8 protein-coding genes are annotated in these 15,929 nt (G+C 67.0%); 1 reads left to right on the top strand and 7 read right to left on the bottom strand.

Translation table 11 applies throughout. From position 1 onward, the window contains the following. Positions 1-94 precede the first annotated feature (94 nt). Positions 95-1,240, top strand: coding sequence for a DNA topoisomerase IB (locus WKW79_RS16005; RefSeq protein ID WP_340336160.1), 1,146 nt, complete (start codon positions 95-97; stop codon positions 1,238-1,240). Here the strand turns inward: WKW79_RS16005 and WKW79_RS16000 are convergent. The 7 genes from WKW79_RS16000 to WKW79_RS15970 all read right to left on the bottom strand — a co-directional run bounded on the left by WKW79_RS16000 (position 1,186) and on the right by WKW79_RS15970 (position 15,873). Further along, positions 1,186-1,866: a hypothetical protein gene (locus WKW79_RS16000; RefSeq protein WP_340336159.1), complete on the bottom strand. Its 681-nt coding sequence runs from the start codon at positions 1,864-1,866 to the stop codon at positions 1,186-1,188. The genes WKW79_RS16005 and WKW79_RS16000 overlap by 55 nt on opposite strands. Beyond that, positions 1,863-2,234, bottom strand: coding sequence for a response regulator (locus WKW79_RS15995; protein ID WP_340336158.1), 372 nt, complete (start codon positions 2,232-2,234; stop codon positions 1,863-1,865). Before WKW79_RS15995 ends, WKW79_RS16000 begins: the two co-directional genes overlap by 4 nt. A gap of 74 nt (positions 2,235-2,308) precedes the next feature. Continuing rightward, positions 2,309-3,157, bottom strand: a complete 849-nt coding sequence (gene queF, locus WKW79_RS15990) for an NADPH-dependent 7-cyano-7-deazaguanine reductase QueF (RefSeq protein ID WP_340336416.1) — start codon at positions 3,155-3,157, stop codon at positions 2,309-2,311. 5 nt (positions 3,158-3,162) lie between these two features. After that, positions 3,163-4,059, bottom strand: coding sequence for an alpha/beta fold hydrolase (locus WKW79_RS15985; RefSeq protein WP_340336157.1), 897 nt, complete (start codon positions 4,057-4,059; stop codon positions 3,163-3,165). Then, positions 4,056-4,904, bottom strand: coding sequence for a 2OG-Fe(II) oxygenase (locus WKW79_RS15980; protein ID WP_340336156.1), 849 nt, complete (start codon positions 4,902-4,904; stop codon positions 4,056-4,058). The genes WKW79_RS15985 and WKW79_RS15980 overlap by 4 nt, the downstream gene beginning before the upstream one ends. After that, positions 4,901-5,686 (bottom strand): peroxide stress protein YaaA, encoded by a 786-nt coding sequence (gene yaaA, locus WKW79_RS15975; protein WP_340336155.1) that lies wholly within the window; start codon positions 5,684-5,686, stop codon positions 4,901-4,903. The genes WKW79_RS15980 and yaaA overlap by 4 nt, the downstream gene beginning before the upstream one ends. A 146-nt stretch (positions 5,687-5,832) precedes the next feature. Then, positions 5,833-15,873, bottom strand: coding sequence for an Ig-like domain-containing protein (locus WKW79_RS15970; RefSeq protein WP_340336154.1), 10,041 nt, complete (start codon positions 15,871-15,873; stop codon positions 5,833-5,835). Positions 15,874-15,929 lie beyond the last annotated feature (56 nt).

Raw genomic sequence — 15,929 nt, 5'->3', positions numbered from 1 at the left:
GGCAGAAACGGCACGCAGCGGTAACTTATTCCAATACCACAACTCACGCCGTTTTTTTGATTTCTCCCAAAAAAGTATCCGTGAATAACGTGACATGAAGAGCGAACCTAGACCTCTGATGGCCGATGGTCGGAGCCTTGTCTACGTAAGGCCAGACATGCCGGGCTTCTCGCGCGTCAAAACCGGTACCAAATTCCGCTACCGGGATACGAATGGGGAATGGATCGGCGATGCGGAGGAAATTGCGCGCATCCGCCAACTGGCGATCCCGCCGGCCTACGAGCGCGTGTGGATCTGCCCGCTGGCCAACGGCCACCTGCAGGCGACCGGCCTGGACGCGCGCGGGCGCACCCAATACCGCTACCACGCCGGCTGGCGCGCGCTGAAGGACCAGGCCAAGTTCGAGCGGCTGGAAGCCTTCGGGCGGGCGCTGCCGCGCATTCGTGCCCGCGTCGAGCGGGACCTGCGCCCTGGCCGTGGCGCCCCGCTGGCGCGTTCGCTGGTGCTGGCCACGCTGGTGCGCTTGCTCGACACCACCTTCCTGCGCGTGGGCAACGAGGAATACGCCTGCAGCAACGGCTCCTACGGCCTGACCACCTTGCGCAACCGCCATGCCGAAGTGCGCGGCGGCGCCCTGAGGCTGCGCTTTCGGGGCAAGGGCGGCGTGATGCACGAGGCGCGCGTCGACGATCCGCGCCTGGCCGGCGTGGTGCGGCGTTGCCAGCAACTGCCGGGGCAGGAACTTTTCCAGTACGAAGACGCGGACGGCACGCCGCGCAGTGTTTCCTCCACCGATGTGAACGACTACCTGCGCGAAGCCGCGCCCGACGGCCAGTTCACCGCCAAGGATTTCCGCACCTGGCATGGCACCGTGCAGGCGCTGGAGCTCACGCGGCTGGCATGCAACGCGCAGTCATGCGGCACGCCGGGCGCCACGCGCCAGGGCACCAAGGAAATACTTGCCGCGGTGGCCGCGCGACTCGGCAACACGCCGGCCGTCTGCCGCAAGGCCTACGTCCATCCCGCGGTGCTGGCGCTGGGCAGCAGCCTCGCAGCCGATGCGGGCGCGATGAACGACATCTGGAAGGAGATCGCTGGCCGCACGTCCAGCGTGCGCCGGTTGCGTGGCGCGGAGACGCGGTTGCTGGCATTCCTGCGGCTGCAACGCCGCCGCACGTCGCGAACTCAGGCCGTGCCGAAATCGAGGCGCAAGGTCGAGTCGTCTCGCGTCACCGCATAGCCCAGGTCGTCCGCCAGGCTTTGCAGCGCGATGGCATCGATGGCCAAGGCGCGGGGTGCGCGGTGCGCGTCTGCGCTGTCGCGCGGCGCGCCTTCCTGGTCATGCGTGACGGCGGTCAGTCGCAGCGCGTGCGCACCCTCGGGCGAGATGCGGACCGCGCCGAGGCCCTGGATGCTGTCATGCAAATGGCCCATCGCGCCCAGCAGCAGGTAGCGCAAGGCGGCCGACTGGGGCCAATGCGTCTCACCTTCGACAGGCTCCAGCGCCGGGTCGACATCGAGCGCGATACCCTGCATCTCATAAGCCGCGCGCATCAGCGAAACGCACTGCGCAACGAGTGCCGAACGCGTGATGCCCTCGTCAGTGGTGGCCAGTTCCCAGTCACGCAGGGAGCGCACACCGGCCACCAGCGCGCCGACCTGGCTTTCCACCAGTTCCAGGCGCTGGGCGCAGGTCGAGGCATCGATCGGGTCCGCCGTCACCTGGCGCTTGAGCATCAGCAAGCCCATGCGGATGACCGACACCGGCGCCACCATGTCGTGGCGCAAGGCAGGCAACGCACGCGTCAGCAACTCGTGCCGAACGCCCGCCGCGATCCAGCTCCTGGCGCTGGGCGAAGCCTTCATGCAGAAGCGGGCACGCGCGGCGCCGCGAGGATGCGGTCGAGCGCGTCGAAATCGATCGGCTTCTGCAGGTAGTGGTCGAACAGTGCGCGTGCGTTCGCGCCGGTCGAGTCCTGCTCGGAGTAACCGGATATCGCGACCAGCAGTGGCGGGCGTGCACCGGCGGTGCTGCGCAGGTGGCGGGCGACCTCGCTGCCGGGCAGGTCGGGCAGCGAGAGGTCGATGAGCGCCGCGTCGAACTGTTCAGCCGCCGAGGCATCGAGCGCCTGCCGCGCGTTGTAGCAGCAGCGGGCAGTGTGGTCCTGCAACGAGAGCAGCTCCTGCAGCAGGTCGGCCGCAGACTCGTTGTCGTCAACGATCAAGACGTTCAAGGGCGGCCCTCCAGGGGAAATTGTCGAAGCCGTGAGTATGGTCCCGCCAGCGCGCGGGGGCTGTAGGAGCGGGCCTACTGTCGCGCGGTGCGGATGTTGGCAGGCAAGTCCTGCGGCCAGCTGGTACGAAAAGGGTTGATGTCCAGGCCGCCGCGCCGGGTGTAGCGCGCATGGACGGCCAGCTTGGTCGGCTGGCAGCGCTGCCAGATGTCGATGAAGATGCGCTCGGCGCAGGGCTCGTGGAATTCGTTGTGGTTGCGAAAACTCACGATGTACGCGAGCAGCCCGGCCTGGTCGATGGGCGCACCGCTGTAGCGGATCTGCACGCTGCCCCAGTCGGGCTGGCCGGTGACCAGGCAATTGCTCTTGAGTAGGCGGCTGGTCAGTGTTTCGTTCACATGCACCTCGTCCTGGTCGGCGCGCAGCAGCTCCGGCGCGGGCTGGTAGTGCGTGCATTCGATGTCGAGCCGGTCGAGGTTCAGGCCGTCCAGCTCATGCACCGGCTCCTGGTCGAAGGCATCGGGCAGGACCAGGCGCACGCCGATGGTGCCGCTGCGATCGCTGCCGCGCCAGGTGGCCTCGGACAGGTCGGCGCGCAAGCGGTCGCGCACCGCATCGGCGCTCGCGAACACCGTGCTGTTGAAGCTGTTGAGATAGAGCTTGAAGGACTTGCTCTCGATGATGTTCGGCGTCTCGCACGGGATCGTGAAATGCACGATGGCCAGTTGCGGCTTGCCGCGCGGATTGAGCCAGCTCAGCTCGAAGCCGGTCCAGAGGTCGGCGCCGAAGAAGGGCAAGGCACCGTCCTTGATGCCCATGGCCTCGCGCTGGGTGGCGCGTGCGATGGGGAACAGCAGGCTGGCGTCGTACTGGTCGATATAGGCCGAAGCCTTGCCAAGCTGTGATTCCTGCGGCGTGTTCAACAGGGTCATGCCGGCCCCCGCAAGAACGGAATGATGTGCCCCATCAGCACATCCGACAACTTCGGCGAAAGGTCGTGCCCCATGCCCGGCACGGACACGAAACGCGAGCCCGGGATGCGCCGGGCCGTGTCATGCCCGCATTCGATGGGCACCAGCTTGTCGGCGTCGCCGTGAATGACGAGGGTCGGGCTCTTGATGTTGGCGAGCACTGTCGGGCGCTGGTTGTCGGCGCCGATGGCGAGCATCTGTCGCACCAGGCCGTCCGGCCGGTAGGCGCGCCGGATGCCGGTGCGCACGCGCCTCGCCAGCGCGGCGGGTTCGTTCGGGTAGGCCGGGCTGCCGATCAGGTTCACGAACTTGACGCTGAAGTCGACCAGCGCATCCTCGTCGCGGCTGGTGGGCCGGCTGAACAGCCCCCGCGCCACCTCGGGCCGCGGGCCGGGCAGCCCGCGCGCGCCGCTGGAACTCATGATGCTGGTGAGGCTCAGCACACGCTGCGGCGCGGTGGCCGCGACACGTTGCGCGATCATGCCGCCCATGGACGCGCCGACGATGTGGGCCTTCTGCACGCCCAGCGCATCGAGCACGCCGAGCGCATCGTTGGCCATGTCCTGCAGGGAATAGGCCGACTGCACGCGCAGGCCGATCTTCTGGCGGATGCTCTGCCACACGATGCTGCGCTGGCCGGTGTGCTCGAAGCCCTGGCTCAGGCCGATGTCGCGGTTGTCATGGCGGATCACGCGGAAGCCCGCATCGACCAGCGGCTGCACGAAGTAGTCGGGCCAGCCGATCAACTGCATGCCCAGGCCCATGATCAGCAGCACCACCGGGCGCTCGTTCTGGCTGCCGTCGGCGCCGCTGTCATCGACCTCGATCTGCAGGCCGTTCGCTTTCACTTTCATTTGAACTCTCTTTCACGCAGCCACTTGGTGGCCACCCATTTTTCGCCGGCCAGCACGGGGGCGCCGCCATGCAGCGTCTTTGTCGTCGGATGCGGTCGGTCGTAGCTGAAGAAGACGCCGGTGCCGCGCACGGGCGCGACCTCCAGGCCGACGTCTGGGAAGGTGGTGCCGCCGCCGCGCTCGGGCGACTGCAGGTACATCACCAGCGTGGCGACGCGTTGGCCGCCGCGCTTGAGGATGGTCGGCGTGCCGGGCTCGACCGGGTCGAAGTAGTCGTAGTGCGGGCGGTACTGCGCCCCCGGCGCATAGCGCAGGATCTGCAGGCCTTCGCCGTATTCGATAGGCCAGCGCAGCAGCGCGGCCAGGCGCGACTCCAGCGCCTTGACGATGTCGTTCTCGCCGCGCTCGAAAAACATGCCGTCGCTGGTGCGGTCGACGTTGAGCACTTCACCACCGGTCTTGGTCTCCACGGTGAGCGAGCGCGCGAGGCGCACGCGTGCGGCGGCGATGAGGCCTTCGCACTCCTCGTCCGTAAGCAGGTTGCCGAACACCACCACGCGCGGGTTCTGCATGGTCTGCAGGATCGTGATCTTGCGGCCGTCGGCCTCGACTTCCAGCGGGGAGTCGGTGAGGTCGGGCCCGGGCATCTGGCGCGGCGGCTCGGGTGCGGCGGCCACGCCCATGGGCGCCAAGGGCCCGAGTTCGGCCAGCGCCGCATCGGCCACGTCGTCATGCCAGCCCGCCTCGCGCATCGAGATGCGCAAGGCCGGGATCGAATGGCCAGCCGCGAGTTGCGCCACCATCCACTGGCGCAATTCGGGGCTGATTGCTTGCCCACTGCTCATTGCGTTTTCCTCCGAAAGACCAGGCGATCGGGCTTCGATGCGCCGGCGTCAAAAGAATAACCCTCGAGATCGAACTTCTCGAGCGCCTTCGGCGTTGCGGCCTTGTGCAGGATCGCCCAGCGCGCCATGAGGCCGCGCGCACGCTTGGCGAAGAAACTGATGACCTTGTAGCGGTCGCCCTTCCACTCCTCGAACACGCATTCGACGACGCGCGCCTTCAGGGCCTTGCGATCGACCGCACGAAAGTACTCGTTGGACGCCAGGTTGATGACCACCGGTGTGCGGTCCGCCGCGGCGCGCTCGTTGAGGTACTCCGAGATGCGCGTGCCCCAGAAGTCGTAGAGATTGTGCCCGTGCCGGTTGGCCAGCGGCGTGCCCATTTCCAGGCGGTACGGCTGCAGCCGGTCGAGTGGCCGCAGCACGCCGTAGAGGCCGCTGAGGATCACGACGTGTTCCTGCGCCCATTCGAGCTGCTTCGGCTTGAGCGTCTTGGCGTCGAGGCCGCCGTAGACGTCGCCGTCGAAGGCCAGCGCGGCCTGCTTTGCGTTCTTCGCCGTGGATTGGCTGGACCAGGCTGCGTAGCGCGCGAAATTGAGCGCGGAGAGGTTGTCCGACAGATGCATCAGCTCGGCGATCTGCTGCGGCGACTTCTTGCGCATCAGGGCGATCAGCTCGTCGGACGGGCCCTTCGCGCCTTCGAACACCGGTTGCGTGGCGGGGAGGCTGGCGGGAACGGGGGTTTCGTAGTCGAGCGACTTGGCGGGGGACAACAGGAAGAGCATCGATCGATTATCGGACGAGGGCAAAAGCGCACTTTCGGGGCAAAAAAATACCCGCCCGTCGCACCGCGATGAGACGGGCGATGGGCGGGTGAGGGCCGGGTGGTCCAGCCTTTCTTCAGCAGATTTGCTTCTTGTTGTGAGTCGGATCAGCCCAGGAGTTCCATCAGCGCCGAATCGACCGTTTCCGCGGGGCGGCTGGCTTGCGCCACCTGTTGCGAGAAGGGCAGCGAGGCGCTGCGATCGGCCGCCTTGGCGGGCTTGTCCTTGCCCCAGGCCTTGTGGTCGATGCTCTTGCCCAACTGGCGCATTTCGGCGGCGTTGTTGTCGATCTCCACGGTGTGCGTGCGCGACGCGCCGTCCTTGCGCGTCACGGTGATGCGCAGGGTCAGCTGGTCGGTGCCCACCGGACGCTCGATCGCGATGTGGCCACGGCCATCCACGCGGATCCAGCTCGGCAGCGCCTTGCCGTCGGCCAGCGTGGCGCTGACGGAGACGATGGCCGTGCGGCCCTTGCCCGCATCGCTCACGTCGAGCCAGGACTGCTGACCGCGCGAGACGAGTTCCAGGTGCAGGTCGGTGCCGATGGGCAGCGACGCGATAGCGCGCACTGGCGTGTCGAAGCCGTCGCGTCCATGCAGCGCCGAGCCTTCGACCTGCTGGTGCAGCGCGTTGTCTCCGCTGGCGCTGGAGACCACCTTGCTGCCCGTGGCCATGCCCAGCGAGTGGCCCGTGCTCTCGAGCGAGCTGCCGTGCAGCGAGTCGATGGCGTTGACGGCCTGGAGCACCACGCCGTCGGCGTCGAGCGACGCGTTGCCTTCGAGCGAGCTGATGGCGTTGACGGCATCCAGTACCGCGCCCTGCACGCTGAGGCGTTGCGACTCGACGGTGTGGCCGTTGTCGTCCGTCGGCTCGAAGACGAAGGGATAGTCGCCGCGGTAGGGCACGTCGCCCGCCGCGATCGCAGCGCCGGGCGCAGCGCTGGCGGGATCAGTCGCCTTGCCGAAGGCGACAGCGTTGCCGACCGCCGACTTCACATGCAGCGTCAGCGCGCCGGTCGTGGTACCGCCCTGCCCGTCGCTCACCGTGAAGGCCACCTGAAGGTCGCCTGCGTAGTGCGCGTCCGGCACGAAGCTGTAGCTGCCATCGCGGTTGATGGTCAGGACACCCACGCCGGGGATGTTCATCGGCTCGCCGGCCGTGACGGGGCCCTGGACGCCAGGCACCGTGAAATCGGTGACCGCGAGCGGGCGGCCTTCGGGATCGCGGGCGTTGACGAGCACGCCCTTGTCGCCAGGGACGTTCAACGGCTTGCCGCCATCGACCGTGTTGACCAGGCCGCCATCGATGACCGGCGGCAGGTTGGGCACATCCGCGATCTTCAACGTGCCTTGGCCCGTGGCCGTGCCGTCGGTGACGGTGTAGACCACCTGGGGCACCGGGCCGCTGAAGCCGGTATCGACGGTGAACTTGAAGGAACCGTCGGAGCCGATGGTGATCGTGCCGATGGGGTTGCCTTCGGCGTCCCTGATCGTCGTCGTGGTCGGCGCGCCCGGGGTCACCGTGAAGGTGTCGGGGATGCCGTCGCCGTCGACGTCGACGGTGAAGCCGATGACCGTCAGCGTGTCGCCGTCCGGGTCGGTGTCGCCGGTGAGCAGGTTGCCCTTGGCAGACTTGTCCTGGCCGGCGGTTTCGACCGGGGGCTTTTCGGCCAGAACCGGCGGCGCGTTGCGAACGTCCTGGAAGCTGAGCCTGGCGGTGCCGGTGGCTTCGCCGTCGGTCACGGTGTAGGTCGCCTCGGGCACCGGGCCCTCGTAGTTCTTCGCCGGCGTGAAGGTGTACGCGCCGTCGGAGCCGATGGTGAGCGTGCCGATCGAAGCGCCACTCTTGTCGGTCAGCTCGACGCTGGCCGTACCGTTGGCGGGCACCGTGATGACGTCGGGGATGCCGTCGCCGTCGCGGTCGATGCTGATCTGCGTGACCGTCAGCACGTCGTTGTTGGCGTCCGAGTCGTTGGCCAGCACGTTGCCGGACACCGGCGAGTTGCGGGTGGTGGCGACCGGGCCGTCGTTGGCCGCGACGGGCGCCGTGTTGGGCACGTCGACGAAGGACAGCGTGCCCCGGGCTGTGGTGGTGCCGTCGCTGACCGTGTAGGTCACCGGCAGCACTTCGCCGTGATAGGACTCGGCCGGCATGAAGACGAAGTCGCCGTTCGAGCTGATCGTGAGCGAGCCGATGAGCGAGCCGTCCTTGTGGGTCATCTTGACCGTGACGGAACCGTTGGCGGGCACGTCGATGGCTTCGTCGGTGTCGTCGCCGTTCAGGTCCACGCGGATCTGCGTGACCGTCAGCTTGTCGTCGTCGGCATCGGTGTCGTTGGCCAGCAGGTTGCCGATTTCAGGGTAGTTCGGCGCGGTGTCGAAGGGGCCGTCGTTCCTGACGACCGGGGGCGTGTTGGGCACGTCCTGGAAGCTCAGGGTGCCGGGCACGCTCACGGTGCCGTCGCTGACCTGGTAGGTCATGGTGGGCACCTTGCCGTCATAGGCCGTTGCAGGCGTGAAGGTGTAGTCACCGTCGGAGCCGATGGTGATCGAGCCGATCGCCTTGCCACTCTTGTCGGTGAGTTCGACCGTGACGCTGTCGCCAGCGGGCACGTCGATGAGGTCCGCAATGCCGTCGCCGTTCTTGTCGATGCTGATCTGCGTGACGGTCAGCTTGTCGTGGTCGGCGTCGCTGTCGTTGGCCAGCAGGTTGCCGGACACGGGCGTGTTCGGGGTCGTGGCGATCGGGCCTTCGTTGGCCACTGTGGGCGCATTGTTCGGCACGTCTTGGAAGGTGAGCGTGCCGGTGGACGTGTCGGTGCCGTCGCTGACCGTGTAGGTCACCGCAGGCACCTTGCCGTCATAGGCGTCGGCTGGCGTGAAGGTGTAGTCGCCATTGGCGCCCACCGTGATCGAGCCGATCGCCTTGCCGGCATTGTCGGTCAGTTCGACCGTGACGCTGTCGCCAGCGGGCACGTCGATGAGGTCGGCAAGGCCGTCGCCGTTCTTGTCGATGCTGATCCGGGTCACCGTCAGCTTGTCGCCGTCGGCGTCGCTGTCGTTGGCCAGCAGGTTGCCGGAGACGGGCGTGTTGGGCTTCGTCTCGACCGGGCCTTCGTTTGCAACCGTGGGCGCATTGTTCGGCACGTCCTGGAAGCTCAGCGTGCCGGTGCCGGTGGTAGTGCCGTCCGAAACGGTGTACGTGGTCGCGGGTACCTTGCCGTCGAAGCCGGCAGCCGGCGTGAAGGTGTAGGCGCCATCGGAGCCGATCGTGATCGAGCCGATCGCGTTGCCGTCCTTGTCGGTGAGGTCCACCGTGACGCGGTCGCCAGCAGGCACGTCGATGAGGTCGGCAATGCCGTCGCCGTTCTTGTCGATGCTGATCTGCGTGACCGTGAGCTTGTCGCCGTCGACGTCGCTGTCGTTGGCGAGCACGTTGCCGCTGGCGGGCGTGTTGGGCAGTGTTGCCACGGGGCCATCGTTGGCGATCGTGGGCGCATTGTTCGGCACGTCCTTGAACGTGAGCGAACCGGTGGACGTGTCGGTGCCGTCGCTGACGGTGTAGCCAACCGCGGGAACCTGGCCGTCATAGGCCGTTGCCGGCGTGAAGGTGTATGCACCGTCGGAGCCGACCGTGATCGAGCCGATCGAGGCGCCCTTCTTGTCGGTCAGTTCGACCGTGACGCTGTCGCCAGCGGGCACGTCGATGAGGTCGGCAATGCCGTCGCCGTTCTTGTCGATGCTGATCTGCGTGACCGTCAGCTTGTCGCCGTCGGCATCAGAGTCGTTGGCCAGCAGGTTGCCGGACACGGGCGTGTTCGGGGTCGTTGCGATCGGGCCTTCGTTGGCCACTGTCGGCGCATTGTTCGGCACATCCTGGAAGCTGAGCGTGCCATCCACCGTGTCGGTGCCGTCGCCGACCGTGTAGGTCACAGCAGGCACCTTGCCGTCGTAGGCGTCGGCTGGCGTGAAGGTGTACGCACCGTCGGAGCCGACCGTGATCGAGCCGATCGACTTGCCGTTGTCGGTGAGGTCGACCGTGACGCTGTCGCCAGCGGGCACATCGATGAGGTCCGCAATGCCGTCGCCGTTCTTGTCGATGCTGATCCGGGTCACCGTCAGCTTGTCGCCGTCGGCGTCGCTGTCGTTGGCCAGCACGTTGCCCGACACGGGCGTGTTGGGCTTCGTCTCGACCGGGCCTTCGTTGGCAACGGTCGGCGCATTGTTCGGCACGTCCTGGAAGCTGAGCGTGCCATCGACCGTGTCGGTGCCGTCGCTGATCGTGTAGGTCACCGCTGGCACCTTGCCGTCGTAGGCCGTTGAAGGCGTGAAGGTGTACGCACCGTCGGAGCCAACCGTGATCGAGCCGATGGAAGCACCGCTCTTGTCGGTGAGATCCACCGTGACGCTCTTGCCAGCGGGCACGTCGATGAGATCGGCAATGCCGTCCCCGTTCTTGTCGATGCTGATCTGCGTGACCGTCAGCTTGTCGCCGTCAGTGTCGCTGTCGTTGGCCAGCAGGTTGCCGGAGACGGGCGTGTTCGGGTCGGTCGCCACCGGGCCTTCGTTGGCCACCGTGGGCGCGTTGTTCGGCACGTCCTGGAACGTGAGCGAACCGGTGGACGGATCTGTGCCATCGCTGACCGTGTAGGTCACGGCGGGCACCTTGCCGTCGTAGGCGTCGGCAGGCGTGAAGGTGTAGTCGCCATTGGCATCCACGGTGATCGAGCCGATGGCCTTTCCGGCCTTGTCGGTCAGTTCGACCGTGACGCTGTCGCCAGCAGGCACGTCGATGAGGTCGGCAATGCCGTCGCCGTTCATGTCCACGCTGATCCGCGTGACCGTCAGCGTGTCGCCATCGGCATCGCGGTCGTTGGCCAGCAGGTTGCCGGAGACCGGGGTGTTGGGTTGCGTGGCGACCGGGCCTTCGGGCTTCACGACCGGGGCGTTGTTCGGCACGTCCTGGAACGTGAGCGAGCCATTGGCCGTGGTGGTGCCGTCGCTGACCGTGTAGTTCACCGCGGGAACCTTGCCGTCGTAGGCGTCGGCCGGCGTGAAGGTGTAGTCCCCGTTGGCGCCCACCGTGATCGAACCAATAGCCTTGCCGTTCTTGTCGGTCAGTTCGACCGTGACGCTGTCGCCAGCGGGCACGTCGATGAGGTCGGCAATGCCGTCGCCGTTCTTGTCGATGCTGATCTGCGTGACCGTCAGCTTGTCGCCGTCGGCGTCGCTGTCGTTGGCCAGCACGTTGCCGGAGACCGGAGTGTTGGGTTGCGTGGCGACCGGGCCGTCGTTGACCAGCGTGGGGGCCGTGTTGGGCACGTCCTGGAACGTGAGCGTACCGGTGCCGGTGGTGGTGCCGTCCGTGACCGTGTAGCCCACCGCGGGCACCTTGCCGTCATAGGCGTCGGCCGGCGTGAAGGTGTAGTCGCCGTTGGCGCCCACCGTGATCGAACCGATGGAAGCGCCGCTCTTGTCGGTCAGTTCGACCGTGACGCTGTCGCCGGCAGGCACGTCGACGAGGTCGGCAATGCCATCGCCATTCATGTCGATGCTGATCTGCGTGACCGTCAGCTTGTCGCCGTCCGCGTCGCTGTCGTTGGTAAGCACGTTGCCAGACACCGGGGTGTTCGGTTGCGTGGCGATCGGGCCGTCGTTGACCAACGTGGGCGCCGTGTTGGGCACGTCCTGGAACGTGAGCGATCCGCTGGCCGTGGTGGTGCCATCGCTGACCGTGTAGCCCACCGCGGGCACCTTGCCGTCATAGGCGTCGGCCGGCGTGAAGGTGTAGTCGCCGTTGCCGTCCACCGTGATCGAACCAATGGCCTTGCCGTTCTTGTCGGTCAGTTCGACCGTGACGCTGTCGCCAGCAGGGACGTCGATGAGGTCGGCGATGCCGTCGCCGTTCATGTCCACGCTGATCTGCGTGACCACCAGCGTGTCGCCGTCGGCGTCGCTGTCGTTCGTGAGCACGTTGCCAGACACCGGGGTGTTCGGTTGCGTGGCGATCGGGCCGTCGTTGACCAACGTGGGCGCCGTGTTGGGCACGTCCTGGAACGTGAGCGATCCGCTAGCCGTGGTGGTGCCGTCGCTGACCGTGTAACCCACCGCGGGCACCTTGCCGTCATAGGCGTTGGCCGGCGTGAAGGTGTAGTCGCCGTTGGCATCCACCGTGATCGAACCGATGGAAGCGCCATTCTTGTCGGTCAACTCGACCGTGACGCTGTCGCCAGCAGGCACATCGATGAGGTCGGCAATGCCGTCGCCGTTCTTGTCGATACTGATCTGCGTGACCGTCAGCGTGTCGCCGTCGGCGTCGCTGTCATTGGCAAGCACGTTGCCGGAGACCGGGGTGTTCGGGGTGGTGGCCACCGGGCCTTCGTTGGCCACCGCGGGGGCGTTGTTCGGCACGTCCTGGAACGTGAGCGAGCCATTGGCCGTGGTGGTGCCGTCGCTGACCGTGTAGGTCACCGCGGGAACCTTGCCGTCATAGGCGTCGGCCGGCGTGAAGGTGTAGTCGCCATTGGAGCTCACCGTGATCGAGCCGATTGAAACGCCGTTCTTGTCGGTCAGTTCGACCGTGACGCTGTCGCCAGCGGGCACGTCGATGAGGTCGGCAATGCCGTCGCCATTCTTGTCGATACTGATCTGCGTGACCGTCAGGGTGTCGCCGTCTGCGTCGCTGTCGTTGGCGAGCACGTTGCCGGACACGGGCGTGTTCGGGGTCGTGACGACCGGGCCGTCGTTGACCAGCGTGGGTGCCGTATTGGGCACGTCCTGGAACGTGAGCGAGCCATTGGCCGTGGTGGTGCCGTCGCTGACCGTGTAGGTCACCGCGGGAACCTTGCCGTCATAGGCGTCGGCCGGCGTGAAGGTGTAGTCGCCGTCGGCGCCCACCGTGATCGAACCGATGGCCTTGCCATTCTTGTCGGTCAGTTCGACCGTGACGCTGTCGCCGGCAGGCACGTCGATGAGGTCGGCAATGCCATCGCCGTTCTTGTCGATGCTGATCTGGGTCACCGTCAGCGTGTCGCCATCCGCGTCGCTGTCGTTGGTAAGCACGTTGCCAGACACGGGCGTGTTCGGGGTCGTGACGAGCGGGCCTTCGCTGGCCACCGTGGGCGCCGTGTTGGGCACGGCCTGGAACGTGAGCGTACCGGTGCCGGTCGTGGTGCCGTCGCTGACCGTGTAGCCCACCGCGGGCACCTTGCCGTCATAGGCGTCAGCCGGCGTGAAGGTGTAGTCGCCGTTGGAGCCGACCGTGATCGAGCCGATGGCGTTGCCGTTCTTGTCGGCGAGGTCGACCTTGACACTGTCGCCAGCGGGCACGTCGATGAGGTCCGCAATACCGTCGCCGTTCATGTCGATGCTGATCTGCGTGACGGTCAGTTTGTCGCCGTCAGTGTCGCTGTCGTTGGCCAGCACATTGCCCGACACCGGCGTGTTCGGGGTCGTGGCGACCGGGCCTTCGTTGGCCACCGTGGGGGCGGTGTTCGGCACGTCCTGGAACGTGAGCGAACCGGTGGCCATGTCGGTGCCGTCGCTGACCGTGTAGGTCACCGCGGGAACCTTGCCGTCATAGGCCGGCGCGGGCGTGAAGGTGTACGCGCCATCCGGGCCGACCGTGATCGAGCCGATCGCGTTGCCACTTTTGTCGGTGAGCGCGACCGTGGCGCTGCCGTTGGCCGGCACATTGATGACGTCCGCCACGCCGTCGCCGTTCTTGTCGACGCTGATCTGCGTGACGGTCAGCTTGTCGCCATCCACATCGCTGTCGTTGGCCAGCACATTGCCGGAGACCGGCTTGTTGGGCGCGGTGGCCACCGGCCCGTCGTTCACAACCACCGGCGCGTCGTTGACCGGCGCGACCTGGATCTGCACATGCGCCGTGCTGCTCAGGCCGGAAGGATCGACCACCGCGTAGTCGAAGCCGACCGTGCCGTTGTAGTTGGCATCCGGCACGAAGCTCATCGTGCCGTCTGCGGCCACATTGACCTTGCCGTTCGGCACGGCGATGGATTGCGCGACGCCCGGCGTCAGCGCGACGCCGTTGACCGAGGTCACGTGCAGTGTGTCGCCGTCGACGTCGGTGTCGTTGGCGGTCAGATTCAACACCAGCGTCGCATCCTCGTTCACGGACAGCACGTCGTCATGCGCCACGGGGGCATCGTTCACCGGGATCACGGTGATCCGCGTGTGCGCCACATTGGATCCCGCGCTGCCGTCGCTGACCTGCACGGTGATGTCGCGCACCGGGTTCGCGGCCGGGTTGTCGGTCGAGTTGAGGAAGGTGATCGACTCGATCGCGTCGGCATAAGCCGCCTTGCTCGCGGCACCCGTCAGCGTCACCGTGACGGTGCCGCCGTTGTCCACCAGCGTGTAGGCCAGGCCGTTGACGGTGCCCGATGCGGCCGAGCTGCCGTTGACTTGCAGCAGATCGCCGGCCTGCTTGTTGGTCAGGGTGATCGTGGCCGACTGCATGTTGGCGCTGTCCACGTCGCTCACCATGGCCGCGGGTGCGGCGATGGAAACGCCGGCGCCGTTTTCGGTGTAGCTGGCGGCGTAGTCGTGCGGCCTGTCGGCCACGGTGACCGTGCCGGACGCCGTGGAGTCACCGATGTCAAAGAACGTGAGGGCGATGTGGTTCACGCCCTCGACGAAGCCGGGCGCGGCGAAGGTGCCGCTGGCCGGCATCATGCGTTCCAGCGTGGTGGACGTGGGGGTGGACGTGCCCCAGAACTCGATGCCGTCGGCGGTGATGCGGACCTGCACGCGTGGCAGGCCGTTCGCGTTGGGCTCCCAGAACTCGGTCATCTGCACGCTCGGGTCGGCGACGAACTTCAGGCCCGTCGATGTCGGCAACATGTTGGCCGACATGAACTCGACCTCGAACTCCGTGGCGCCCGACCAGATGTTCTGGCCATTCACGGTGATCCGGAAGGTGCTGTCGATGGTGTTCAGGTTGATCACCGATTCCACCGAGCTGGCAGCGCCGGCCGTCGGCGTGAACGCGAAATCGAAGGTCGACGGGGCGCCGCTGGACGTGGCGCCGTCGGGCGAATTGAAGGTGCCCGTGGTGGTGCCATTGCCACCGAACGTGTTCGGCGCGGTGGGGTCGTTGTTGCCGCCGCTCGTGCTGCCGGTCAGGCTGAGGGGCTCGGCGGCGCTGCCGCCGGCGTCGAGGTCCAGCACCGGCGCATCGTTCACCGACATGACCACGAGGTTCAGCGTGGCCGTGGCGGTGCCGCCCTGGCCGTCGCTCACGGTGTAGGTGATGGTGGGCACCGCACCGTTGAAGTCCCTGGCGGGCACGAAGGTGTAGCCGCCGTCGGCGTTGATGGTGAGCACGCCGACGTTCGGGATCGACATCGCCTGGCCGGGCGCCGTCGAACCGGCGATGCCGGCGACGGTGAAGCCACTGACGGCCAGGGTGTCGCCGTCCACGTCGCGGTCGTTGGCCAGCAGGCCGGAGGACGCCGGGACCGTGAGCTCCTTGTCTTCCGCAATGGTCCCGGTGTCCGCGGTGGCGACCGGTGCGTCGTTGACTGGCTTCACGGCGATCGCCACATGGCCCGTGCCCGTCGCGCCCGCGGTGTCCGCCACCACGTAGTCGAAAGCGACCGGGCCGTTGTAGTCGGCATCCGCCACGAAAGTCATGCTGCCGTTGGCCGCGACCTTGACCGTGCCGTGCGGCACCGCGATGTCCTGTGCCGCGCCCGGCGTGATGGCCACGCCATTGATCGAAGCGATGTGCAGCGCGTCGCCATCGGCGTCCGTGTCGTTGGCGAGCAGGTTCAACGCGAGGGCCGTGTCTTCATTCGTGCTCAGCGAGTCGTCGCCCGCGACCGGTGCATGGTTGCCCGGCACGACCGAGATCTTCGCCACCGCCGCGGGCGACACCGCGCCGCCGACGTCCGTCAGCGTGAAGGTCAGCGTGCGATCGCCGGCCGTCGCGGTGCTGCTCGCTTGGCGGTACGTGATGCCACGGATCAGCGCGTCCAGGCTGGCCTGCGACATCACGCCGCCGCCCGACTTCGTGATAACGAAGCCGCCCGCCGTCGTGTGGGCCACCGACAGGCTGTCGCTGCCCACCGTGATGACCTGCGTCTTGTTGGCATCGAGCGCGAAGTCCACGCCGCCGATGCTCACGATTTCGTTCGGGCCATCCACATTGCCCGCGACCTTGATGCTCAGCGTGGCAAGGT

The sequence above is a fragment of the Variovorax robiniae genome (assembly GCF_037889955.1).
GTDB lineage: Bacteria > Pseudomonadota > Gammaproteobacteria > Burkholderiales > Burkholderiaceae_C > Variovorax > Variovorax robiniae.
The sequence above is the reverse complement of the archived record's forward strand: the minus strand, read 5'-3'. Positions and strand labels throughout refer to the sequence as shown.